Origin of the sequence: Desulfoscipio gibsoniae DSM 7213, from assembly GCF_000233715.2 — a bacterium.
GTDB classification, from domain to species: Bacteria; Bacillota; Desulfotomaculia; order Desulfotomaculales; family Desulfallaceae; genus Sporotomaculum; species Sporotomaculum gibsoniae.
In genome coordinates, this window is the sequence record NC_021184.1 from 184,690 (window position 1) to 207,726 (window position 23,037).

The window sequence follows — 23,037 nt, forward strand, 5'->3', positions numbered from 1 at the left end:
TATACTCACAATATATAAAAACCATCAGAGGGGCCGGATATATATGGGCTGAAAGATGTGTCTATCAATGATATTTAGAAAAGATCCGCTTATAAAAAGGCTATTTCTTATTTTGATGGCCAGTCTTATTCTGATGGGATTTTTGCTTATTATGAATAGCCTTTATTTCATAAAACAGCTTGCCGGCGCTACCGGAATGGCTTCCGGTGTCAATTGCCAGGGCTTTATCATGGGAAATATTGCGGCGGTTATGCTTATGATAAGCATTAATATTTCGCTTTTTGCAGGAATAGGAAAATGGCTGGTTTATAAACTTGATTATCTATCTATGGCTGTAGACCAAATCATGGATGGTAAATATCCCGTTTTTGTGGAAGAAGAAGGTATATTCTCCCGCCTTGAATCACAGTTTGGGCAGATGTCTCGAAGAATGGAACTGGGGTTTGAAGAGCTAAGGAGAGAAAAAGAAAACCTACATGCCCTGGTTACCGATATTTCCCATCAGATTAAAACCCCCTTGTCTGCTATTAAGGTATTCAATTCCCTTTTGCTTGAAGAAGGACTTTGCCCCAGAGAAGAAGAGGAGTTTTTAAGCAGAACCAAGGAACAAATCGATAAACTGGAATGGCTATCCGAAGCTCTTGTCAAAATATCCAAAATGGAAATAGGAATGATCCGGCTTAAAATGCAGCCGGCGGATATAAAAAGGACAATCCTTGCCGCGGTGAATGAAGTTTATTCAAGGGCCTTAGAGAGAGATATAGAAATTATTATAGAGGATTTACAGAGCACTTCCATATATCATGACATAAAGTGGACCAAAGAAGCAGTTGTAAATGTACTCGAAAATGCGATCAAGTATAGTGAGAATAATGGTATAGTAAACATATCCATGGAAAGACTCGAGACATATATAAAAATAGATATCAAAGATAACGGAATTGGCATTTCTCCTCATGAGATTGGCAAAGTTTTTAATCGGTTTTATCGAGGGGCAGCACAGAAGGTGGTGGGGGCAGAAGGCTCTGGAATAGGCTTATACTTGAGTAGAAAAATTCTCGAAGAACAGGGCGGAGCCATTATTGCCAGCTCTTCCGGAGAAGGACAGGGAAGCCAGTTTACCATATTGTTATCCATTTCAAGGTACGTAAAGATAACCGGATAATAAACAAGGCGGCCTACAGTGTGTTGGCCCTAAATATGGCAGGCCAAAAAGAAATACTTGGCATCTGGATTGGGGAAAATGAAAGTGCCAGCTTTTGGCTTGGTGTATGTAATGACCTCAAAAACAGGGGGGTGCAAGATATCCTGATTACCTGTAAAGACGGGCTTTCCGGGTTTTCTGAGGCCATAAACACTGTTTTCCCCCATACCGAAATTCAGCTTTGCATAATCCATCAAATCCGTAATTCCCTGAAGTATGTGCCATACAAAGAACAAAAGGAGTTGATGGCTGATCTTAAGCAAGTGTACCAGGCATTAACCCTGGAAGAGGCTGAGTTAGCCTTTGAAATATTCAAAGAAAACTGGGGTAAAAGACATCCCATTATAATTCGTTCCTGGGAAAAGAATTGGCTTGAGTTAACAGCTTATTTTAAATACCCATATGAAATCCGTAAAATGATTTATACTACTAATATCATCGAGGGTTACCACCGGCAACTACGGAAAGTAACCAAAACTAAAACTGCCTATCCAACAGACGATTCACTGAAGAAAATTATTTACCTGGCCACCGTTGAAGCAGCAAAAAAATGGACTATGCCAGTTAAAGATTGGAAAAATTGCATCTCCCAATTTGTCATATACTTTGGTGATAGGATAGAATCAGAGATGGCCATATAAAAGTTAGCCGGCCAACAAACCGACCGGTAGCCCTTGACATGGAGCCTCTGGGCCTGTGTTTCTGGGAGCCCACCGGGGAGTCCACGCTACGCTTTGGTCTCCCGCCGCAACAGGCTAACACAGGCCCCTCTCCATATAAAGGGCTACCTAGTTGATTCTAACTAAGATAGTTTTGTGTTAAGAGGAAAAACCATTTACACGTAATATTTCACATTCCCATCCAGTCTCTATAATGAAATATTTGGCTGGATTCAACCCGGCTCTCATTTTTTTCGATTCCCCATGATCTTCCTGTGTAGATAATTTATCGCATTGACAGAAAGGCCGAAGAATTTTACATGCGGTCCAGATTGCAAATATATGACAAATACATAGCTAAAGGACAGCTTAAAGCATCTTCCAGAGTAATGACAATGGGGGAAGCTCTTAGACATCACGAACTCCTGCATGCCGCCGGCCAATCTCTTATTGTTACTTCAGATGAAGCATTTGACATCCTAAGCAGGACGTATTTGCGCGTATTAATTCCATGTTCTTGTCGGCTAACCTTTCAAAATTGCCATAAACCAGTCAATACCTGTATAAACCTTAATGAATCCGCTGAGGAATTGTTGGATCGAGGTGTGGGGCAACGCATTACGCTGGAGGAAGGACAAGAGATTTTAACCATTGCGGACAGGGAAGGGTTAATTCATTTAACCATTTCATCTCCCGGTCAACTGGAATACGCTTTGTGCTCCTGTTGCAGTTGCTGCTGTCACGATCTGCAGGCCCTATTATCCCCCCGAGGTTGATGAATTTGAAAAGGCCGGGCTTCGCGCCTGTCCGTCCAGGAAGGTCAAACCTCCGGGCATAGAAGGTTGTCTGGCCTGGGCGGAATGTATTTTAACGGAGGAAATCAGAAGAGAAAAATATTCTTTGGTCATAGGCACGGTGGTCCATTTGGAGGTGGACGACGGTTTCTTCAATGAGGCCGGAGAAATGGACTACGAGCGGGCGATGCCGCTTTCCGTCATGCTGGGTGAAAAGGGTCTTTGGTCTACCAGGCCGGTATATGCCGGCAGGTATGCGGATTACTCGGAAATGTTTATCAGAAAAGAAGACCGTAAAACCACGAAGATTCAATTACTCTGCCTCAGAGTCAGCCGGGATAATAAAATATAAATAGCTTTGCCACGAAGGTTTTCCCGTTAAACGGAGATCTTGGTGGTTTTTTTGTTTTCCGGGGGTCTTCCGGCATGTCCGGATAGCCGGACGGAAAAGGATGACAAATTTTGACTTCATTAGAAAGGGAATAAGGCATTGGGTATTCAAAAAAGATGAAAACTACTGGCAAACCCGTTCCGACAGTTACAGTAAGCACATACTGGAGGAGATGAACAGTTTTAAAAAGGACGCCTGGATCGCTCTAATCGATTATTTATTGAAGAACGATGTTAGTTCATTGTAAAGGACCTGTTAAAATGACAGGGCATACCAGCATACATTACCGGCCTAAAAAGTTTTCGTTACTACCTTGTAAGAACGAGACTTTGTTGATATAATAAATTTATACGACGTATATATATGAACGTAGTATATGATAAGTAGAGGTGAATAGGATGACAATAGAGACAAAGCCAAAGGGCCGCTGGGAAAGAAGAAAGGAGCAGACCAGGGATACCATCATCAGCACCGCCCTGGAACTGTTTGGCAAACAAGGAATCGAGTCTACCTCGATGGAGCAAATCGCCGAGGAGTCGGATATAGCCAAGGCGACCCTATATAAATACTTCCCCAATAAAGAGGCTATTGCCGCCGCATATATGCAGGAAGCCGTTCGGGAAAAAATGGCGGAGATGGACCGGCTGATTACTGAGAATGCCGATACCAGATCGCGACTGCTGGCCCTGTTGACGATGATTTCTGAATGGAATGAAGAAAACAGAGATATTGTTAAACTTCATGCTTCCGCCCGCTTTCAGGACTTGTTGTCAGGGCACATCGACAATAACCGCCTGAGTGGCTTTGAGTATGCTTTAACCAGGATTTTCAAGGTGGGCCAGGATAACGGGGAATTACGTCAGGACTTGTCTGCGCAAAAATTGGCCCTCTATTATAAAGCAATGTATCTGGTGCCATTTGGTGGCTGGTTGTTAGACCAGGGATCGTCAGACTTGGAGTCGAGCCTGGCCGAATCAGTAGACCTTTTTCTTGGCGGGGCTCGGCAACATTAGACCGAAGAGTTTTTTAAATTTTTGCCATGGAACAGGAGTGATTGGTTGTGAGTTCAAAAACTAAGTTATTTTTGAACTGGGCGGAAACTTACCAGGCCGGTCCGGCAAAAGTTGGTGGAAAGGGCTGGAACCTGGGGCGTTTAGTTAGGTACGGTTTTCCGGTGCCCGCCGGGGGAGTCATTTCTGCTGAAGCATATAATCTTTTTATGGAAGAAAATAACCTTATGTCTGCCCGGAGAAATTTATCGGATAATATTACTGCAGCCAATGTCGGTGAGAAGGCCGCCGGGCAGTCCCTGGCCGGGTTCAGGGCCGGGATAATATCGGGCACGCTTCCGCCGGGGGTGGAAAAAGAGATCGCTTCCTGGCTGGCTGGCTCGGGTAATCCTGGCCGTCCGTTGGCAGTACGTTCTTCGGCGTCTCTGGAGGACTCCGGTGTAGCCTCCTTTGCCGGCGTCCACGAGTCATTTCTCAACGTCACCGGTTTAGAAAATATAACTATGGCGATAAAGGGCTGCTATGCTTCCCTATGGACACCCCGGGCGATATCCTACAGGAGAAAATTTAACATACTTGATGAGGAACTGCTTCCTGCAGTGGTCATCATGGATATGGTAATGGCCGAAGCGGCTGGAATTGGTTTCACCTGCGACCCCAAAACCGGAAGGCAAGATGTTTTAGTTATAAACGCCAATTACGGTCTGGGGGAGTCGGTAGTGGGCGGCATGGTGGAGCCGGATGAATACCATTTGTGTACTGACACCCTTATGCCGCAATTAATAAATAAACTCATAGGTAAAAAAGAAGGAAAAACCGTTCAAAAAGATGGGGGCGGTACGGTTTTCCTGAGTAAAGACACCAGTGAAAATAACAAAGGAGGGCAAGTCCTTTCTGATGAGGATATCGTTAAAATAGCCTTGCTGATACAAAGGGTCTTTGAGGCTCTGGGGGGAGGAGAACAGCACCAGGATGTGGAGTGGGTATATAACGGTAGGGATTTTTCCCTGGTGCAGTGCAGGCCGGTGACTTCCCTGCCCCGGTACACCTACCCTGAGCTAAAGGGGCAGCCGGACTACTGGTCAAACGCGAATACGAAAGACGCCCTTCCCATGGTCTTATCCACTTTGACCCGGAAGGTTGTGGCCGGCCTCATTGGGGGTATCGTTTCGGCGCCTTTCCGTGCGGTGGGTTATCCAATCCTGCCCGGACTCAAATATATGAGGGTTTACCAGGGACGGGTTTATATGAATATGTCATTGATGCAATGGGAATATTTCGATGCTTTTGGGTTCACGCCTGCGGAAATTAATGAGATCGCGGGAGGGCACACCCCGGAAATCCAGATACCACCCGGTAAAAAGGATGACAAAAGGGCCGTCCGACGGAGAAACTGGTACAAGGTTAAGTTGATGCTTGCTATATCCAAATTCCAGAGAAAGGCAAAACAAGAATTTGCCAAAACCCGAAAGCAGGCAGTTAAGTGGTTCAATTGCGACCTTTCGTCCACAAGTGAAGGAGCTCTACTGGAAGAGCTGGAGAAAAACAACCGGTTGGCCGTGGCTTATACAAACATCCCGGGAATGATGAATATTTCCTCGGGCTTTCCATTAAAAATGTTGACGGATACTCTGGAAAAAAGTTTCCCCGGAAAGGGGAGCGCCCTGGCCAACGACATCCTGACGGGACAGGGGGCCATTACTACTGCGGAGCACGGCTACCGTTTGATGGAACTGGCTGAAACAGCCCGCAAGGAGTCGGCCGCCCGGGAGTTTTTTAATTCGGTAAATTACGAAGCCTTTTTATGGGAGGAAATGTTGCCGGATGGTTCTGCTTTTAAACAGGCATTCCGGGCTTACCTGGAGGAGTACGGACACCGGGCGGTTTACGAGGGAGACCTGGCCAACCCCAGATGGCGCGAAAACCCAACCTATCTCCTGGAAATTGTCCGTTCGACGTTGAATACGGCGGACAGTGCCAAAATTAGGGCTGCCCAGCGGGAAAAAGGACAAAAGGCCTGGCGGGAAATCCGCAAGGGCGTCTCTCTGTTTAGGCGGATGCTTATCCGCTACTGGTCCGGTAAGGCCATACGGGGCATGGAAATGAGGGAAGAAGCCAAGTCCGGGATGGTTGGGATGGCCCTACCCATGCGCGTTATAGCCTTGGATGTAGGCCGCCGGTTAACTGATCGGGGAGTGTTGAAGAGGAAGGAAGATGTGTTTAACTGTTCCTTTCCTGACCTGGCCGCCATCCTGGCCGGCCATTGGGACGGTCGTGGGCTTGCTATGTTGGTAAAGGACCGCAAGGTAAGAAATAAAAATATGGCAAGCCTGATTGCGCCTGACGTAATCGCTGACGAAACTCCCCGGCATCCTAACGCTGCTCAGGTCACCCCTGCTAAAAGGGGGAACTCATTGTCCGGCATTGGTATCGCCACCGGAAGAGTAACCGGTACAGCCCGGCTAATCAGCCACCCCGATGAAGGAAGCAGGCTGAATCCCGATGAGGTACTTGTGGCCCCATCAACCGACCCGGGTTGGACACCATTGTTCATAAAGGCTGCTGCTCTGATAATGGAGACCGGGGGATCTCTTTCTCACGGTGCTATTGTGGCCCGTGAATTTGGTATTCCGGCGGTAATAAACGTTCCGGAGGTAATGAAGGTTATAAAGGATAGTCAAACGGTTACCGTGGACGGGGAAGAGGGGAAGGTTTATCTTTAAAACGGTTTTAAGCTCTATCCTTGGATATTATTGGAGCACATTAAAAAAGATGGGAGCTCAAAAAGCTGCTTTTTTAGTAGTGAGCGATGCTCCCTTCTTTTTCATAGGAAACCGTTACTTTGTACAACGCCGATAACCCGTAATCATTTTGGTTATTGCAACGGGTGCAATGGTAAAAAAATTGCAATCCGTTACGCTGAAGCTGTTTGCAGTAAAGCCTGAACTACTGTTTTGCCTTCAGGTGCCAATGAATTTTTATAGTTGAAAGTTCGCAAATACATTAACCCTTCTATCTTAAGTTATACCTGACAGGTGATTAAGTTGTAACCTAACCAAAGTTAGGTTTTATGGTTATAAGAAGACCACCTCTTGGGGACAGTCCGGTTTAATTAATCCAAGTTTCCTGGCCTTAGCTGTTGCCTGGTCTTTGTAATATGCATTATTTTTAATAAACACCTAGTATAGTAGGAATTGCCAACTATGTATAGTAATATATAGTAAGTTTAAGGAAATTTGACTGGGTAGAAAATTTAATCAATGTCAAGGCTATAGGCTGTGTACGATGCATCCAAAATCTATGATAAAAAAGTAAAACTTACTTCATTACCCATCGAGGGAGTTTATGAAATACATTGAGATAGTCGATGATGCCATACACTATATCGAGTCTAATTTGCACCGGAAGCTGTCCCTGAGGGACCTTGCTTTCCGGTATTACGTTTCTCCCTCGTATTTCTATCGCATCTTCCGGGCAGTGACCAATCAGACTGTTAAATCATATATTCTGGGGCGAAAGCTTTCCGCAGCTGCAATTGCATTGAGAAGAACAGACCGCAAAGTGATAGACATTGCCTTCCAGTATGGTTTCAATTCCCATGAACAATTCGCACGGAACTTTATACAAATATTTCACGTTACACCGAGCGGGTACAGGAAAGAAAAAACTTCTGTTTCATTAATGGATAGGATGGATATAGTTGAACGGGATTTCAAAAATGAAAATAAAGATATTATTGTTGACTACTCTTGCCGGGAGGTTAAAGAAATAAAGCTGTTGGGGAAGGAAGTCCTTTTGAATTCGTATTACTCATGCGAACTGGTAGAAAAGTATCGTATGATCTTTGATTTTGCGGAGGAATACATAGGCCGGGGCAGTGCCAGGCGATTATTCAACGTCGTTCGCGGTGACCGCAGTGATCCGTCCCGCATTTATTGTTTCTACGGCACAACCGTAGAGGAGCATTTGGGAGACCGGTTCGGGCTGGCAGAAAGGACTATACCTGCATCCAGGTATGCTATGTTCAAGTATCCCGAGAAAATTGGATTAGTTTTTCGTACAGTGAATAAGGATCTTAATAAATGGCTAAGTGTTACGAAACTAGAAATTAATAATATGGCCGGTATTGGATATTTCACTGAGGATTACGGGCCAACCAGGAATTCTTATTTATATGTACCCGTGCTTTGAAGTAATTACTGCAAAAAACCTCAAGCATTTCACTCTCCGCCTCAGTTATCATTTAGATATAAGAGAGGAGGGTTTTCGATGAAAGAGCAACAAGTCAGCCGTACCGCACTGTTAATGGCCTACGTTCGTGGCTACCATACTATGCACGGTGTCCCTAAGATATTTAATGACTATCTAGCCTATAGTTTGCTTAAGGAAGAGGATCGCGCATTCTTCGATCAGCAATTATCGCCGCCTGTCCAGTTTATTGAATCTATTGACCCCGCAAGTGCTGCAACGTGCCATGACCAGGCGAGCTGCCTGGCGTGGGCGATGCGATCCTTGCCGAGCACATCACACACCATAAGCCGCTCGCGGTATACGGAAGACGCTCTTAAAGAGGCTGTCAGACATGGGGTGCAGCAGTATGTGATCCTCGGGGCAGGGATGGATACCTTTGCCTTTCGGTGCCCGGAGATGTTAGAGCAGCAGCTTCAGGTATTCGAGGTCGACCATCCCGCCACGCAAGCCTTCAAACGCTGTCGCCTTGCTGAGTTAAGCTGGGAGCTTCCAGTGCAACTGCACTTCGTTCCGGTGGATTTCACAAAGGAGAATCTGTCAGCGGCACTCACACGCTCATCGTATGACCCAAAGGCACTAAGCTTCTTTAGCTGGCTGGGCGTCACCTATTACCTATCCCGCGAAGCGGTGTTCGCCACATTACGTGCCTTCGCCGATGTCGCCCCTGCAGGCAGCACTGTCATTTTCGACTACATTGATTCTGACGCATTTGTTCCCGGGAGAGTGGCCGAACGCCTTCAAGTGGCTATAGAGAAAGCGCGGCAGTGGGGCGAGCCAATGACCACGGGATTTGACCCGTCTATGCTTACTTCAGACCTCGTAAATCTAGGCTTACGTCTCCATGAAGACTTGAGCCCGTCCGATATCCAGGGGCGCTACTTCCAGGGACGCACGGACGGCTATTATGCGTGCGAGCATGTGCACTTTGCGAGGGCAGTGGTCGCTTAATACTCCCGAAGCCGATAAATTTCTGGTTCGCGGGCGACCGGATTACATCGGCGGATTGAGCGGGTTTTATAATCTGAATTGGCATGCCACCCTGAATACGGCTGAGAGTATTCGATCGGGAAAACCACAGGCCAAAATCGATTATCACACCTTGCCGGAAGAAGAATTATTGAGATTTTTCCGAAGACAGGTTCACAGCAGTCTCAGGGGCGGAAAAGAGATCGCGGAAAAACTGGATTTTTCAGAATTTGAAAAGCTTCTTGATGTCGGGGGCGGTACAGGGGGTGTATCAATTGCCATTTGCAATAAATACCCTCAAATCAAAGCAACGGTTGCGGATTTACCGCAGGTGGCGCAATTGGCCGAACGTTTCATAGCGGAAGCCGGCATGTCCGACAGAATCAGTGTATCGGCAACCGATCTTTGTCTGAATTCACCCGAAGGGAAATATGATGTTGCAATTCTTCGGGCTTTCATTCAAACGCTTTCGAAGGAACAGGCGCAGATGTCTTTAAAGTGTATCAGTCAGTCCCTGGTACCGGGAGGCCGGATTCTTATCTTCGGAAGCGTTTTAGACAATTCCTGCCTGGCACCCTCGGCATCATTGGCTTTTGGTCTGGCTTCCTTGAATGTCTACGATTATGGAAAAGCTTATACGGAGAAAGAGTATCAAGAAATGCTCGTGAATGCAGGGTTTACGGATATTACTGTAGGACATGACGCGCTTGTTGACGGTATGGGTATTGTCAGTGCGAAAAAGCATTGAAACTTTATTTTGAGTAAGCACCAAAAGCTGGCTGTTGTATTTTGGTTGCTAAGCGCTGTATCTATGATGTTTGGGCAAGCAGGCAAAACATATAAGCATCATATCCCCGAAAACCGAAAACATCCCCGCCGTTCAGGCCTGAGGCAAGGGCCGAAGAACGGGCGGGGATGTGTTATTAGTCGATCTCCCTTTTCAGTGCATCAAAGCAAGCCTTTGCATCCGGTGAGAACTCGTGAAAGTTGATAAGTTTTTCGCACGGCTGTTCATCGCAAATAGCGCAGTTTTCCAGGCCCCTTTCGCTGCAGCACTGCCTGATCCCGCAAGTCCGGCAAAAGTCGAGCAACCTTCCTCCTACAGTAAGACATCCGTCGCAGTTGATCTCTTCGGGCTTCACATCTAACCCGAACTTCTCAGCCAACAAAGCCGAAGTCTTTTCCCTGGCGGCGTCATCATTGTTTTTGGTGGCCAAAAACGATGGGCAGTTAGAGCAGACAAGCCCGCAATAAGCGATCATTTTAGACATGTAGAATTTCTCCTTTCCTGTGTTTTTTTATTTCTTTTACGAAATGTTTTTTATTTACGTCAACTGTTTGATTAATTGTATCATTATGGTAAAGTTGTTGCATACGAAGCTTCCGATAATACTAATCGCTTTTATTAATAGGATAGAAGAAGGTCGGGGAAATGGAAATACGTCAGTTAAAAGCTTTTGTTGCGGTAGCAAAGCTGTACAGTTTTACCCGGGCGGCGGAATTGCTTGACTATGCCCAGTCCAGTATAACGGCGCAGGTGGGTTCCCTAGAAGATGAATTAAGTACAAAGCTTTTTGAAAGGCTGGGCCGGCAGGTCGTACTAACCAAAGACGGGGAAAAGCTGTTGCCTTATGCCGAACAAATTCTCAAGCTGACCTCGGAAGCAAAGGAATTGGTTTCCAGTTCGGCAGTTCCAAGGGGAGCGTTATCTGTAGGGGCAGTGGAAACGCTTTGCAGTGTCAATATTTGCAGCAGCTTTACTAATCGGATTATTCAATTATTATCAGTCAAAAAAGCTAATGAAAGAGAGCATTGCAAAAAGGCTGGGTTTTGCAATGGGTATTATTACCGCCCCATGGTTCTTTCTTTTTCCTGATATGTTTTATTGAGGACAGGTTGAGAATTAGAAAAAGTGATACCTAACATGACGCGTTTGTTGGTAAGGGTAGATTCAGCATGTTTTTTCGCTTGCTATAGTTTCAAGTTATGTATATACTAACTATAAAATATGTATATACAGGAGGAGATAAATGATGGAAACTAAATTGACACCTATTAGATTTCCTACCGATCTTTTAACTGAACTAGATAAATATGTTGGTGATGGTAATAGAAGTAAGTTCATTATTGATGCTACACGTAAAGAATTACACAGGTTAAAACAAAGGAAGGTTATTCGTAATGTGGCGGGTATTTTTAACGAGAAGGATTATCCTGAACTAAAAACATCGGAAGACGCTTCGAACTGGGTGCGAAAGATGAGAGAAGAATCTGAAGCCAGGAGGAGAGATCTCTTTGGCGAATAATAACGGCTTTCTTTTGGATACAACCATTCTTATAGATTTGTTTCGGGGACGGCAAGAGGCCATAGATTTCCTTGATCAATTGTTACAAGAAGGATCTCTATGTGTATGCTCAATAGTGGTGGCAGAAATTTTTTCAGGTGTTCGCCCTGAAGAGCTGTCCAAGGTTGAAGAGTTTGTTGAAGCAATGAATTACTATCCTGTTGAATATAGGACAGCAAAAAGGGCAGGCTTGTATAGGCGGGATTTTAAGAGAAAAGGAATTTCCCTTAGCATATCTGACACCCTGATTGCCACTACTGCTATCGAACATTCCCTTACCTTAGTTACGAAAAACGTACGACACTTCCCTATGACAGAATTAAGTATCATTGAACATTAGAGTTTTGTTGCCAAAAGAGAATTAATCATAATCAAACCTCGAATTATATAAATTTCAGCTATTGAATAGTTTTTTTCTCGACATAGCCCCAACGACCATAGTGTTATGTTACCAAACCATGGTCGGTGCTATAGGATTTCTTCCCGCGCTTTGGCTGTTGCCTGGGTGCGGTTTTAACATTCAGCTTTGAATAAATATTATTTGCGTGCCACTTGACCGTGCCCACAGTGATGTGCAGCTTTCGAGCAATATCGGCATTGGATAAGCTTGCGGCTATTAGCGCCATTATTTCCAGTTCGCGCTCGCTTAACGGCTCAATTGGTCCAACTCCCGGGTAACCAGCATTGCTTTGTTCCGGTGGTGGAGTAGTTTGATCAGATTTGCAGTAATCAAATGCTTTTAACAGATGATCCACGAAAACCGGTGACAAGTAACGCACTTCCCGAAGTAACAGAGCGACATCCGGGCCTTCATCCAGGAAGGTGCGGAAATAACCTTCCGGGGCGGCAAGTTTGACAGCTTCCTCAACATAGGGGATAGCTTGTTTGATATCGGTTAATGCCATTTGGACCAGAGCCTGGAGGATTAGAACCGTTATCAGGCTGCCATACCGCTTCCTTTCCCTGGCGAACCGTTCCAGGTTACGTGGCTTGTTTTACAATGCTGCTGAAAAATCCGAAATTAAAAGTAAACAATTAAGTATGGTGTCCCGAAATCTGGATTACTCGTTTATAAAATGAATATTGTGTTCCGTGCTTTCGTCCGTATCAATCTGAAGGTCTTCCGGTATTCGCAGATAGAGAAGCGTATCGTCAAGAAAAAAGTGGTCCGTTCTCGTGGTCGAAAAACCCATCCCGGTAAACTGAGCCATGGTGAAGTCATGATAAAACCGGACCGCCTCCAGATGAATCCTTTCCGGCTGAATTATTTCTAACTGATTACCTTTCAGCCGAATATCCGGCGGATTAGCCAGCGTTAAACGGTCTGGTGATTTTGGCGCGTAGCTTAATACTTCCAGCTTGCCGTCGTGGACATCTTTTCTCTCCACGGCAATGAGAGTAGAATACCGTTCATAATCCGGGGCCGTTATTTTCAGGTGTTCTTCCTGATAATCAAAATTCCACCGGGCAATGATCTCGGCGCCTTCGTACTTGCTTAACCGGCCCTCATGGAGCGCATCGTAAAACGCATTGAGCTGGGGGTCATGATAAGAATACTGTCCCGGCCCGATCTCAACGACTTCGACCGGCTCTGGCGCACCAGGTTTCGCAATCGCGTAAAACACAGGGACGGAGACAAATAAAAGGGCCATATAAAAGCCGACCACCAGGCGGGTCTTACCCGGGGAAATGCGGACTTTGCTGAAGGCAACAAACGCAATGATAATCAGCAAAAGGAACAGCAGGGTTATCAACGAAGCCATCATTGCCATTTCCTGACCTCCATTCTATTGAACAACAGAATTACACATCCAAAAATAATGGCCGATACAAGGACAACTTTCAGGGCGAGGAGCGCGTGGGAACTCTCTGTGGAAAACCATTCAATGGCGCTGATCAGTGTGTGGGCCTCGCCGGTGCTTCGGGCCTCCACAAACAATGTGCCAAAAAACAGACCCGGTAGCAGCACAACAAAAGCAGGGTGCCGTTGCGTCAGCATGCCGACAGAATAGCCGATGATGCTGAGAAGCGCTGCATAGAGGGTGGCGGCGAAGATGCCGCTCAGCAAAGCAGACGGCGCAATCCAAAAGGCGGGACCGGCATCCACGCCGCCATGGGAAAAAAACAAGACCACACGCAACAGTAGGCCGCATAATGTGGCGGTAACCCCGCCGATGACGGCGGCGGTGAGCAGAAAGGCCAGGCTGGAAAGGTGGCTGCTCAGTCTGTTTGAGACAAAGGTGAAGTCCGTTTTGAACCCGTTGTTAGCCATACTGATTCCGATACTAAAAGCCCAGATTAAAGTAAAGACAATGATCATATCGCCGGTGATATATTTTATGGTGTAAAATATGCCCTGACTGCTACCTCCCGAGGAGCCGCCCACGCCATTAAGGGAGAGGAGAAACGCCAGCAACTGCACCGCAATCAAGGTGAAGAACAGGCCCGCGTGGGCTTTTGTTTTGTAGTGATACTGCGTTTTCACTACGGTCAGTGCGCTAGTTTCGGTCAAAGACATCATCAATCCCTCCTTTGTTCCGCGCCGTCAGGTACACACAGAGATCGTCGGTGCCCACCGGTGAAACTGCCACGCCTTCGAGGCGGGCCTTTTGCAGTTCCTCTTCTGCAAATTGGTTGCGGACGGCCAGATACACGCTGTCCTTCCCCAGCTTTTTACGGTGGAAGACCTCGGCTTTTCCGGCCATCTCCACAATAGTTTCTTCTTTGCCCTGCAGTCCGACGGCGTATTCTTTCAACTCATCGATAGGCATATGTAGGCATTTTTCGCCGTCTTTGATCAGTAAAAGATCATCTAAAATGTCGTTGATTTCATTTAATAAGTGACTGGATAGAATGACGGTACGCGGGTGTTGCATGAAGTCTTTTAACAGTGCCCGGTAAAAATCTTTCCGCACCGCCGCGTCCATGCCGGTGGTTGGTTCATCAAAGATGGTCAGCGGACAGCGGGCGGCGAGGCCGAGAATCGCATTAAACGCGCTGCGCATGCCTTTGGAAAGCTTGCTGTGGTATTGTCCGGAATGCAGATTGAAGTATGCGAACAGCCCCACGGCTAGTTTATGGTCCCAATGCGCATAGAAGCGGCCCGCGGATTCCAGAATTTCGCCGAGATTCATTGACGCCGGTAAGACCATGTTTTCATCCACAAAAATCATGTTGGCGGAAACCTTGATATTGTTAAATGGGTTTTCCGAGAAAACCTGAATACTGCCTGCATTAGGGAGCAGGTATCCGGCAATCATCTTCAGCAGCGTTGTTTTCCCGGCGCCGTTTCGTCCGATGAGCCCTGTGATCGTATTGGGTCTCAGCGTAAAAGACAGGTTATTGACCGCCGTGGTTCGCCCAAATGCTTTTGTCAGCCCGCTGCACTCAACGACATTCATTCATGATCCCTCCTCCGTTGCGCCTGAAGGTCGGTCGTTCTTATCATACTGATTAATTCGTCTTCATCAACGTCCAGGCGCTTTGCTTCGGCGACCAACTCCAATACCAGTTGCTTTAGGTTGCGGTTTATTCGTTTGCTGCGAATGGCTGCTCTGGCGTGGGAAGACACAAACATGCCAAGCCCCCTTTTCTTGTACAAGAGTTTTTCGTTGGCCAGAATGTTCAACCCTTTGGCAGCGGTGGCCGGGTTGATGTTGAACATGTCCGCTAATTGGTACTGGGAATACATTTTTTCATCGCCCGCGATGTTGCCGTTTAGAATCTCCGTTTCCAGCCATTCTGCAATCTGGACATAAATTGGCTTCAGACTGTCTGTATCCAGCAGCAAACGATCACCTCCCCGTCGCCTTGGTAGTATAGTGCATTACATCTGTAATGCACTATACTACGGTCTCTGCTTTGCTGTCAATAGAAAAATGCTGATAAATCATATTTCTCTCCCCTGGAAAACTGCGGTTTTGACCGAGGGATTAAGGTTATTTAATGGACCATGATTTGAAAAATATTTGGGATAACAGTAAAGTATTGATTAAGTACCGTTTTTCCCGGGAAAGGCAGGCTTTTAAGAAGGGTAAGTGCGGCGCCAAGCTAGGACCAAAACCTCCCGAGCATTAGCGGTTCGGTGCTACGTGCCTTTATACAAAGGTCCTCTTGATCTCCCGTTGATAAAAAAATAAAGCAGCGTTAACGGCAACATGTGACCATTGAAACGTACTGGTTATAGAATCGGCCAGAGAGTTGGTGATGATTAATGTCAGATAATATATAACAAAAACAAGCTAATTTGCTTGAATATATTTACTTTTTGTTGTATTATTAAATCTAATTTATGTGATAAAAATCACATAAATTAGATTTAATAATGGGAAGTGATTGTTTTGGAGAGATTAATTTTAGATGATTTGTTGCAATGGAAACAATCAAGATACAGGAAACCGTTGATGTTAAAAGGAGTTCGCCAGGTTGGGAAAACGTGGATATTAAACGAATTCGGTAGACGATACTATGATAACATTGCTTACTTTAACTTTGATGAGCAGGAAGAATTAGTATCTTTTTTTGAAACGACCAAAGATGTGAAAAGAATTTTACAAAACTTAACGATGGTGAATGGCTCACCAATTTTGACGGAAAAAACCTTAATTATATTTGATGAGATACAGGAGTGCAACAAGGCACTCAATACACTAAAGTATTTCTGCGAGAAAGCGCCGGAGTATCATATAGCCTGTGCAGGTTCGCTTTTAGGAATTACCCTGTCCAAGCCTTCATCATTTCCTGTAGGTAAAGTTGACTTTATGACTATCAATCCAATGAGCTTTACTGAATTTTTAATCGCCAATGGTGACGAAAATTTAGTGGATTATATGGAAAGTATTGATGTAATTGAACCGATACCCGAAATATTTTTTAATCCATTGCAAGAGAAGCTTAAAATGTATTTTATAACGGGGGGTATGCCCGAAGCTGTTCGCTCCTGGACGGAAGAAAGGGATACAGGACTTGTTCAAACCACATTAAAAAATATTTTAAATGCATATGAACTTGATTTTTCTAAACATGCCGAAATAAAAGATATTGCAAAGCTGGGGTTGATATGGAATTCCATTCCTTCACAACTCGCCAGAGAAAACAAGAAATTCTTATATAGTGCAGTAAAAGAAGGTGCAAGGGCGAGAGAATATGAAGATGCATTGACCTGGCTGTGCAATGCAGGTATGGCATACAAGATATATAGAAGTGCAAAACCCGGGCTTCCCATGTCTGCTTATGATGACCTGAAAGCTTTTAAATTATATGCCGTAGATACTGGACTGTTGCGTAGATTGGCACTCCTTGACCCTATTGCATTTAATGAAGGTGCCCGTCTGTTTACTGAATTTAAAGGCGCATTGACCGAAAACTTTGTATTACAAGGTTTAGCAGCGAAATACGAGGCAGTACCGAGATACTGGACATCAGGAGGACAGGCAGAAGTCGATTTCATCATCCAACGTGGGAATGATATTATTCCAATTGAGGTAAAAGCTGATCAGAATATTAACAGCAGAAGTCTCACGTTGTATGGGCAAAAATATGAAGCTGAAACAAAAATACGGTTAAGATTTTCACTTAGGAATCTGAAACAAGACGGAAACTTATTAAATATCCCGCTTTTTATGATCGATTATGTAGATAAGCTTATAGAGCTGGGAATGAAAAAAAAAGAGATATTGAGAAAGGATAAAAATCAAAAAACTTTCTCTGGAATTATTATAAGTCAGTTGACATTTAGAAGAAGTACGAAAACACATTTTTATTTTAGAAACTTCGGAACTAATTAGGGCTTGCTGAACCGAACTTATTTTAATTAAAACAGTATAATAACGGTTCTTGAAAACCCAGATTATACCGAAACAGACGCCGCATAAAAAAGAACAAAAGAACACGGAGCCTACGTTCCAAATTCATTACTAGGAACTGCAGGCAGATCACGCTTTCGGCGGTCTCTTTTAGACGTGCCATAATACGTGCCAATCCATAGCGACGCTTGCCTTCTCCGAATTTCGCTTCTACAGCATTGCGTTCGCTGGCATCTTGCCGTTCTATGCGTCTCTGTTCTCTCTGTAGTACTTTATCAATCAGTGGTCTTCCTAGCCGTGGTCCACTGAGCCGTATGTTATATCTATCGCAGAAGCGCAGGTTTTCCCTATTCCGGTATATTTTGTCTGCCTGAACGGCTTCAGGGTAGTACCCGTACTTTTGGCGGTAATATTCCACCGATTCTTGCAAGGTTACTCCTTCATTGAAGGCATCCCAACTCAGCGTTTCCACGAAGGCGTAGCCATCTACCATACTGATAGCGACTTTCGCGCCGAACTCGACATCAGCCGTGGCCTTACCTCGGACAATGGGACGCACATGCGGCTGGCTGATGCTTACAATGCGATCATTTATCTTGTGTTTGCGGTAGGTATACATATGGAGTTGTTGTTCATAGACCATACGTATGGTGCGCAATGTATCCTGTTGTTTCTGACTCAGACCATGACTATCACCGGCCATAGCTAGTAGGCGGTCTACAGCACTTAGGTTGCGCCTCACATAGCGCAGCTGCTTGCCGATGGCTTTTCGGATAGCTTTTTTACCAGGCTTTCTGTTGTGAACAATGTTAAGGTAGGCTTTACGAGCTATTTGACGATAAGTACGTGGTCTTCTACCTGGCTTACCAAGAGTCTTGTGCACGAGATCGATAATGTTATCCAACTTCTCCCTAGCTTCGTTAAGCAAGGATAAGTCAGTGGGGTAGCGTATGTCTGCCGGGGCGCAGGTGGCATCCAAGATGAGTTTGCCTTTGTTTGCCGGATATACCTCAAAAGAAGAGGCTTTGCTTTTTGGGCTATTTGGTTCTTTCGCGTGCGTTTTTTTGCCACCTGAAGGTGGTTTAGGCTTGTTGTCATCGTCCTTCTTTTGCTCTTCCGCTTTCTTGGCGGCACGACAGATTTCTTCGTTGATATCTTTTAGGGTTTCAGAGCCAAAACGCTTACGAAAGTGGACCATTAGTGAAGAATCAAATGGTGGCCGATCATGGTATTCCCTTAGACCGATGAAGTATTGTAAGTACGGATTCTCAGTGATCTGCTCCACTGTTTCACGGTCACTATAGCCACATTTCTCTTTAATGATTAAGGCACCAAGGGCCATTCTGACGGGTTTAGCCAACTGTCCACGGTTGCTGGGAAAAAGATTGGCATAGCGTTCTTCGATGCTTTCCCAGGGGATAATTTTAGCTAGTTTTACCCAGCGGTTATCAGCTCTTAATTTGCCTTCAAAAGGCAATATAAATTCTTCAAGATAATATTGGTTTTCCACTTTACGGAACATATTTTTTGCCTCCAGGTGCACGGTTTTTGCAATCTTTACCGCATTTTCCATGCATCTTATTTCGACAAATATGCTCCTAAATCCTTGATTTTATTGGGTTTTTGTTTGGTTCAGCAAGTCCTAATTATGATTCACCATATTTAACGTGAAACATATATGAAAAGTATATTGCAAAAAAAATCACTTCTTGGGAATACATTTTTTCATCGCTCGCGATGTTGCCGTTTAGAATCTCCATTTCCAGCCATTTTGCAATCTGGACATAAATCGGCTTCAGACTGTCTGTATCCAGCAGCAAACGATCACCTCCCCGTCGCCTGCTGGTAGTATAGTGCATTACATCTGTAATGCACTATACTACGGTCTCTGCTTTGCTGTCAATAGAAAACTGCTGATAAATCATCCTTCTCCCCCCTGGAAGACCGCGGTTTAAATTGGTAAGCAATATAAGCCAAGAGATATAAAAATTTTTGCGGTATATATGCTGGAAGATGATGTAGCCGGTTTAAAACAAACCGAAATATATATGATTTTGGCTATTGAACTACTTAAGGGCATAATTACCAGCACGGGGGCTAATGCAATAGATATTTGTTTTGATGTATTTTTTGATCAATATGGTGAAAAAGTTTTTAAGGATCAGTTATATAAAAAAATAATTCAAACCTATCCAGACATAAAAATAAACCTTACCCATGTTTCCTTTGAACAGGATAAGGCTCTACAATTAGCAGATGTTATAACAGGTTCCATCCGACGATATATAATTCGGGAGGATACGAAAAGTCTAAGTGTTTTTATGCAAAAAAAGCAATATGGGTTTAAAAATGATTAAAAAAATAAGATAACGGCATCACGCACACCCTTTCATGTTCCACGTTCCCCCTTAATTGGTAAATTCAGGTTGCTTTGTTGGGCCATGAAAGCTATCTGGTCCATTTGACATACCCCTATCAAAGGCATTTTTACAAAAGACATTGTGCAAAGTATGTGGTATGGCTCTATTCAATTTGGAAAAAACAATACCAAGAACAATTAAAACAGGAGATTGAGAAGGTAACAACAGTAGATAGAATTAACTGCTTGCGCGAAAGAAATATGCAGAACAAGAGGCAGCTGCCAATTCAAATAAACCTTTTGGGTGGTAGATAATTTCTTCATTAAATATTGAACAGCATTAAAACCTTCTTGGGGGATAATCGCAGGATGAGTATTTTTAACAATTATTTGTTCATCTGGAGCTATTTCGTTCCTGATTTTATAATCTTCTGAGTTTCCTAAATGCTTAGTGCACTCAGAACGATGGTGAACCAGATTACCAGTATATACAGGATTAGAGAGGAGGATATTATTGATTGCTAGAATTAAAGGCTGTTCTTTACTTACCATTCTTAGTCAATTACATTATAATTATGGTTATACTTAAAAATAGCTAATACAAGGAGATAGATAGAACTATGGCCATAAAGAAGAGTGAATTATACAGTTCCCTTTGGTCAAGCTGTGATGAACTAAGAGGTGGCATGGATGCCGGCCAATACAAAGACTATGTGCTGGTAATGCTCTTTATCAAATATATCAGCGACAAATATGCCGACAAGCCCTTTTCCCCCATTACCGTACCCAGGGGTGCAAGTTTTAAAGATATGGTGGAACTAAAAGGTAAGTCCACCATTGGTGACGATATCAACAAAAAAATAATCGAACCCATTGCCAACGCCAATAAACTGTCGGGCATGCCAGACTTTAATGATGTAACAAAACTTGGCAGCGGCAAGGAAATGGTTGATCGACTGACCAACTTAGTTGCAATATTTGAGCGCAAAGAACTTGATTTTAGTAAAAACCGTGCCGATGGTGATGATATTCTGGGCGATGCCTATGAATATTTAATGCGCCACTTTGCCACCGAAAGCGGCAAGAGCAAAGGACAGTTCTATACCCCGGCGGAGGTCAGCAGGGTTATTGCCAAAATTATTGGCATAAACAGTTCAAATAGCACTGCATCCACCACTGCGTACGACCCAACCTGTGGTTCCGGTTCATTACTTTTAAAAGTAGCTGATGAAGCAGAAAAAAATATTTCACTTTATGGCCAAGAAAAGGACTCCACCACGGCGGTCTTGGCCCGCATGAATATGATTCTACACGATAATCCTTCGGCCGAAATCGAGCAGGGAAACACCCTAACCACTCCTCGATTTTTAAATAAAAATGATGATCTTAAACAATTTGACTACGTGGTTGCCAATCCGCCCTTCAGTGATAAGCGTTGGGGTAATGGATTAGTTACTAACAATGATGTATATGGAAGATTTGAAGGCTTTGGTATACCACCGGCCAAAAATGGTGACTATGCCTACCTGCTGCACATAATTCGCTCGCTAAAAAGCGGTAAAGGGAAAGGGGCCTGCATTTTGCCCCACGGTGTATTATTCAGGGGTAATGCCGAGGCCGAGATAAGAAAGAACATCATTAAAAGAGGATATATCAAAGGAATCATCGGACTGCCCGCCAACCTTTTTTATGGCACCGGTATTCCCGCCTGTATAATTGTACTTGATAAGGAGAACGCTTCCGGCCGTAAAGGTATTTTTATGATTGATGCCAGCAGGGGTTTTATGAAAGATGGCAATAAAAACCGCCTGCGCAGCATGGATATACATAAGATTGTGGATGTGTTTAATAAACAACTGGAGATAGAAAAGTATTCCCGGATGGTACCTTTCAAAGAGATTGAAGAGAACGAATACAACCTGAATATCCCCCGCTACATCGACAGCCAGGAGGCTGAAGATATTCAGGATATCGAAGCACATCTGTTGGGCGGTATACCCAATGCCGATATTGATGCGCTAAATGACTACTGGGAAGTTTACCCTAAACTCAGAAAGACACTGTTCAAAAAAGGCCCCCGGGAAAAGTGCTCCTCCTTAAAAGTAAAACAGGATGCAGTTAAGCAAACGATATTTGAACACCCGGAATTTATGGCCTATACGGCAAAGATGAACGAGCTGTTTTCCCGGTGGAAAAACAAAAGCACCCAAACCCTTAAGGAAATGCGGCCCGGGCTAAAACCCAAAGAAATTATATTTGAGTTCTCTGGGAACTTGCTGGCCCAATATGCGGACCAAACCCTTGTGTCAAAATATGATGTCTACCAGCATTTAATGGATTACTGGGCCGAAGTGATGCAGGATGATTGCTACCTAATCTCCGCCGGTGGCTGGAAAGCAGAAACCTACCGCATACTGGTAAAAAACAAGCAGAATAAAACAGTGGACAAGGGTTGGGACTGCGACCTGATACCCAAGGAACTGGTGATCAACCGCTACTTTTATAATGAAAAAGAAGCGGTTGAAGCGCTGGAAGCGGAAAAAGAAACCATTGCCGGGCAGCTTGCAGAATTGGAAGAAGAGCACAGCGGTGAGGAAGGCTGCTTTGCCGAACTGGAAAAGGTAAACAAAAGTAATGTACAGGCCCGCTTGAAAGAGATCAAGGGGGATAAAGATGCCAAGGAAGAAATCAAGGTATTAAAAACCTACCTCGACTTAGTCAGCAAACAGGCGGATGTTAATAAGAAGATTAAAGAGGCTAAAGCCGAACTGGATGAAAAGCTATATGCCAAATACCCAACCCTTACTGAGAAGGAAATCAAAACCCTGGTGGTGGATGATAAATGGATGGCTGCCATTGAAAAGAACATCAAAACGGAACTCGATAGAATCAGCCAGCGGTTGGCTCAGCGGATAAAGGAACTGGCGGAACGGTATGAAACACCGCTGCCGGTTATGAATGATGAAGTAAAAGAGTTGGAACAGAAAGTCACCGCTCACCTCGAAAGGATGGGGTTTGCATGGAAGTAAAAAAGGGGTACAAGCAGACCGAGGTGGGGGTGATACCGGAGGATTGGGAAGTTAGAAGTCTATCGGACATTTGTGTTAAGCTTAACGTAGGGTTTGTAGGTGTATGTGAGCCTTATTTCACTAATGAAGGAAGTGGTGTATTACTTGTAAGAACTGGTAACTTACAAGAAAATGGACTTGTACTATCCGGTTCAAAGTACGTAACAAGAGAGTAATAAAAAATCG

General features: G+C 44.5%; 25 protein-coding genes and 2 pseudogenes. 18 read left to right on the forward strand and 9 right to left on the reverse strand.

Annotation, left to right across the window (positions count from 1 at the left end):
• Positions 1–67 precede the first annotated feature (67 nt).
• The 11 genes and pseudogenes from DESGI_RS01020 to DESGI_RS01065 all read left to right on the forward strand — a co-directional run bounded on the left by DESGI_RS01020 (position 68) and on the right by DESGI_RS01065 (position 10,023).
• On the forward strand, positions 68–1,165 hold the full coding sequence (locus DESGI_RS01020; protein ID WP_041284716.1) for a sensor histidine kinase: 1,098 nt from the start codon (positions 68–70) through the stop codon (positions 1,163–1,165).
• A pseudogene (locus DESGI_RS01025) lies at positions 1,129–1,845 on the forward strand (IS256 family transposase); the annotation flags it as partial. The gene DESGI_RS01020 and the pseudogene DESGI_RS01025, both read left to right, overlap by 37 nt.
• 338 nt (positions 1,846–2,183) lie before the next feature.
• The gene (locus tag DESGI_RS01030) at positions 2,184–2,639 is read left to right on the forward strand and encodes a hypothetical protein (RefSeq protein ID WP_006523270.1); all 456 of its coding nucleotides are present in this window, start codon (positions 2,184–2,186) and stop codon (positions 2,637–2,639) included.
• Positions 2,608–2,745: pseudogene (locus DESGI_RS25510) on the forward strand (flavin reductase family protein); the annotation flags it as partial. The gene DESGI_RS01030 and the pseudogene DESGI_RS25510, both read left to right, overlap by 32 nt.
• Positions 2,746–2,763: 18 nt before the next feature.
• Positions 2,764–3,009 carry a hypothetical protein gene (locus DESGI_RS25515; RefSeq protein WP_245561140.1) on the forward strand — a complete coding sequence of 82 codons (246 nt, stop codon included), beginning with the start codon at positions 2,764–2,766 and terminating at the stop codon, positions 3,007–3,009.
• A gap of 100 nt (positions 3,010–3,109) precedes the next feature.
• Positions 3,110–3,295 carry a hypothetical protein gene (locus DESGI_RS01040; RefSeq protein ID WP_041284717.1) on the forward strand — a complete coding sequence of 62 codons (186 nt, stop codon included), beginning with the start codon at positions 3,110–3,112 and terminating at the stop codon, positions 3,293–3,295.
• 151 nt (positions 3,296–3,446) lie between these two features.
• Positions 3,447–4,061 carry a TetR/AcrR family transcriptional regulator gene (locus DESGI_RS01045; RefSeq protein ID WP_006523272.1) on the forward strand — a complete coding sequence of 205 codons (615 nt, stop codon included), beginning with the start codon at positions 3,447–3,449 and terminating at the stop codon, positions 4,059–4,061.
• Positions 4,062–4,108: 47 nt separating this feature from the next.
• Positions 4,109–6,781 (forward strand): PEP/pyruvate-binding domain-containing protein, encoded by a 2,673-nt coding sequence (locus DESGI_RS01050; RefSeq protein WP_006523273.1) that lies wholly within the window; start codon positions 4,109–4,111, stop codon positions 6,779–6,781.
• Between the two features lie 622 nt (positions 6,782–7,403).
• Positions 7,404–8,249: a helix-turn-helix domain-containing protein gene (locus DESGI_RS22760; protein WP_006523274.1), complete on the forward strand. Its 846-nt coding sequence runs from the start codon at positions 7,404–7,406 to the stop codon at positions 8,247–8,249.
• 78 nt (positions 8,250–8,327) lie between these two features.
• Entirely contained in the window at positions 8,328–9,257 is a 930-nt protein-coding gene (locus DESGI_RS01060) for a class I SAM-dependent methyltransferase (RefSeq protein ID WP_006523275.1), read from the forward strand.
• Entirely contained in the window at positions 9,235–10,023 is a 789-nt protein-coding gene (locus tag DESGI_RS01065; protein ID WP_041284719.1) for a methyltransferase, read from the forward strand. Before DESGI_RS01060 ends, DESGI_RS01065 begins: the two co-directional genes overlap by 23 nt.
• A gap of 175 nt (positions 10,024–10,198) precedes the next feature.
• On the opposite strand, the gene DESGI_RS01070 is transcribed toward DESGI_RS01065, so the two are convergent.
• On the reverse strand, positions 10,199–10,546 hold the full coding sequence (locus tag DESGI_RS01070; RefSeq protein WP_006523277.1) for a DUF3795 domain-containing protein: 348 nt from the start codon (positions 10,544–10,546) through the stop codon (positions 10,199–10,201).
• Between the two features lie 161 nt (positions 10,547–10,707).
• Here DESGI_RS01070 and DESGI_RS01075 point away from each other — a divergent pair, with 161 nt between their 5' ends.
• From DESGI_RS01075 to DESGI_RS01085, 3 genes are all read left to right on the forward strand, one after another.
• The gene (locus DESGI_RS01075; RefSeq protein WP_006523278.1) at positions 10,708–11,151 is read left to right on the forward strand and encodes a LysR family transcriptional regulator; all 444 of its coding nucleotides are present in this window, start codon (positions 10,708–10,710) and stop codon (positions 11,149–11,151) included.
• Positions 11,152–11,305: 154 nt separating this feature from the next.
• Positions 11,306–11,581, forward strand: coding sequence for a CopG family ribbon-helix-helix protein (locus tag DESGI_RS01080; protein WP_006523279.1), 276 nt, complete (start codon positions 11,306–11,308; stop codon positions 11,579–11,581).
• Entirely contained in the window at positions 11,571–11,960 is a 390-nt protein-coding gene (locus DESGI_RS01085; protein ID WP_006523280.1) for a type II toxin-antitoxin system VapC family toxin, read from the forward strand. Before DESGI_RS01080 ends, DESGI_RS01085 begins: the two co-directional genes overlap by 11 nt.
• 103 nt (positions 11,961–12,063) lie before the next feature.
• Here the strand turns inward: DESGI_RS01085 and DESGI_RS01090 are convergent, their stop codons facing one another.
• From DESGI_RS01090 to DESGI_RS01115, 5 genes are all read right to left on the reverse strand, one after another.
• The gene (locus tag DESGI_RS01090) at positions 12,064–12,600 is read right to left on the reverse strand and encodes a helix-turn-helix domain-containing protein (protein WP_281168106.1); all 537 of its coding nucleotides are present in this window, start codon (positions 12,598–12,600) and stop codon (positions 12,064–12,066) included.
• Positions 12,601–12,681: 81 nt separating this feature from the next.
• A complete protein-coding gene (locus DESGI_RS01100) occupies positions 12,682–13,392 on the reverse strand; it encodes a hypothetical protein (RefSeq protein ID WP_006523283.1) in 711 nt (236 codons plus the stop codon).
• Positions 13,383–14,132, reverse strand: coding sequence for a hypothetical protein (locus DESGI_RS01105; RefSeq protein WP_157872705.1), 750 nt, complete (start codon positions 14,130–14,132; stop codon positions 13,383–13,385). The genes DESGI_RS01100 and DESGI_RS01105 overlap by 10 nt, the downstream gene beginning before the upstream one ends.
• Entirely contained in the window at positions 14,119–15,021 is a 903-nt protein-coding gene (locus tag DESGI_RS01110; RefSeq protein ID WP_006523285.1) for an ABC transporter ATP-binding protein, read from the reverse strand. Before DESGI_RS01110 ends, DESGI_RS01105 begins: the two co-directional genes overlap by 14 nt.
• Entirely contained in the window at positions 15,018–15,410 is a 393-nt protein-coding gene (locus DESGI_RS01115) for a GntR family transcriptional regulator (RefSeq protein WP_006523286.1), read from the reverse strand. The genes DESGI_RS01110 and DESGI_RS01115 overlap by 4 nt, the downstream gene beginning before the upstream one ends.
• A gap of 550 nt (positions 15,411–15,960) precedes the next feature.
• Between DESGI_RS01115 and DESGI_RS01120 the strand changes: the two genes are divergently transcribed.
• Positions 15,961–17,406: an ATP-binding protein gene (locus DESGI_RS01120; RefSeq protein WP_015617892.1), complete on the forward strand. Its 1,446-nt coding sequence runs from the start codon at positions 15,961–15,963 to the stop codon at positions 17,404–17,406.
• Between the two features lie 22 nt (positions 17,407–17,428).
• Here DESGI_RS01120 and DESGI_RS01125 read toward each other — a convergent pair whose 3' ends face one another.
• Together DESGI_RS01125 and DESGI_RS26280 are read right to left on the reverse strand one after the other, a co-directional pair.
• The gene (locus DESGI_RS01125; RefSeq protein ID WP_006522763.1) at positions 17,429–18,946 is read right to left on the reverse strand and encodes an IS5 family transposase; all 1,518 of its coding nucleotides are present in this window, start codon (positions 18,944–18,946) and stop codon (positions 17,429–17,431) included.
• 124 nt (positions 18,947–19,070) lie between these two features.
• Positions 19,071–19,244: a GntR family transcriptional regulator gene (locus DESGI_RS26280; protein WP_006522990.1), complete on the reverse strand. Its 174-nt coding sequence runs from the start codon at positions 19,242–19,244 to the stop codon at positions 19,071–19,073.
• Between the two features lie 183 nt (positions 19,245–19,427).
• On the opposite strand from DESGI_RS26280, the gene DESGI_RS01130 reads away from it, so the two are divergent.
• Positions 19,428–19,781 (forward strand): hypothetical protein, encoded by a 354-nt coding sequence (locus DESGI_RS01130; RefSeq protein ID WP_006522989.1) that lies wholly within the window; start codon positions 19,428–19,430, stop codon positions 19,779–19,781.
• A 200-nt stretch (positions 19,782–19,981) separates the two neighbouring features.
• On the opposite strand, the gene DESGI_RS23495 is transcribed toward DESGI_RS01130, so the two are convergent.
• Positions 19,982–20,335, reverse strand: a complete 354-nt coding sequence (locus DESGI_RS23495) for a recombinase family protein (RefSeq protein WP_083939733.1) — start codon at positions 20,333–20,335, stop codon at positions 19,982–19,984.
• A 68-nt stretch (positions 20,336–20,403) separates the two neighbouring features.
• On the opposite strand from DESGI_RS23495, the gene DESGI_RS01135 reads away from it, so the two are divergent.
• Both DESGI_RS01135 and DESGI_RS01140 read left to right on the forward strand, forming a co-directional pair.
• Positions 20,404–22,812, forward strand: coding sequence for a type I restriction-modification system subunit M (locus DESGI_RS01135; RefSeq protein WP_006522988.1), 2,409 nt, complete (start codon positions 20,404–20,406; stop codon positions 22,810–22,812).
• Complete coding sequence (locus tag DESGI_RS01140) at positions 22,803–23,027, forward strand: restriction endonuclease subunit S domain-containing protein (protein WP_006522987.1); 225 nt, start codon at positions 22,803–22,805, stop codon at positions 23,025–23,027. Before DESGI_RS01135 ends, DESGI_RS01140 begins: the two co-directional genes overlap by 10 nt.
• Positions 23,028–23,037: the final 10 nt, after the last annotated feature.

Excerpts from the sequence above, each read along its gene's own strand:
- DESGI_RS23495 (WP_083939733.1), bottom strand. The coding sequence starts at position 20,335 with ATGGTAAGTAAAGAACAGCCTTTAATTCTAGCAATCAATAATATCCTC.
- DESGI_RS01020 (WP_041284716.1), top strand. The coding sequence starts at position 68 with ATGATATTTAGAAAAGATCCGCTTATAAAAAGGCTATTTCTTATTTTG.
- DESGI_RS01135 (WP_006522988.1), top strand. The coding sequence starts at position 20,404 with ATGGCCATAAAGAAGAGTGAATTATACAGTTCCCTTTGGTCAAGCTGT.
- DESGI_RS01070 (WP_006523277.1), bottom strand. The coding sequence starts at position 10,546 with ATGTCTAAAATGATCGCTTATTGCGGGCTTGTCTGCTCTAACTGCCCA.
- DESGI_RS01075 (WP_006523278.1), top strand. The coding sequence starts at position 10,708 with ATGGAAATACGTCAGTTAAAAGCTTTTGTTGCGGTAGCAAAGCTGTAC.
- DESGI_RS01130 (WP_006522989.1), top strand. The coding sequence starts at position 19,428 with ATGCTGGAAGATGATGTAGCCGGTTTAAAACAAACCGAAATATATATG.
- DESGI_RS01040 (WP_041284717.1), top strand. The coding sequence starts at position 3,110 with ATGACAAATTTTGACTTCATTAGAAAGGGAATAAGGCATTGGGTATTC.
- DESGI_RS01110 (WP_006523285.1), bottom strand. The coding sequence starts at position 15,021 with ATGAATGTCGTTGAGTGCAGCGGGCTGACAAAAGCATTTGGGCGAACC.
- DESGI_RS01140 (WP_006522987.1), top strand. The coding sequence starts at position 22,803 with ATGGAAGTAAAAAAGGGGTACAAGCAGACCGAGGTGGGGGTGATACCG.
- DESGI_RS01060 (WP_006523275.1), top strand. The coding sequence starts at position 8,328 with ATGAAAGAGCAACAAGTCAGCCGTACCGCACTGTTAATGGCCTACGTT.
- DESGI_RS01080 (WP_006523279.1), top strand. The coding sequence starts at position 11,306 with ATGATGGAAACTAAATTGACACCTATTAGATTTCCTACCGATCTTTTA.
- DESGI_RS22760 (WP_006523274.1), top strand. The coding sequence starts at position 7,404 with ATGAAATACATTGAGATAGTCGATGATGCCATACACTATATCGAGTCT.
- DESGI_RS01125 (WP_006522763.1), bottom strand. The coding sequence starts at position 18,946 with ATGTTCCGTAAAGTGGAAAACCAATATTATCTTGAAGAATTTATATTG.
- DESGI_RS01030 (WP_006523270.1), top strand. The coding sequence starts at position 2,184 with ATGCGGTCCAGATTGCAAATATATGACAAATACATAGCTAAAGGACAG.
- DESGI_RS01100 (WP_006523283.1), bottom strand. The coding sequence starts at position 13,392 with ATGGCAATGATGGCTTCGTTGATAACCCTGCTGTTCCTTTTGCTGATT.
- DESGI_RS01045 (WP_006523272.1), top strand. The coding sequence starts at position 3,447 with ATGACAATAGAGACAAAGCCAAAGGGCCGCTGGGAAAGAAGAAAGGAG.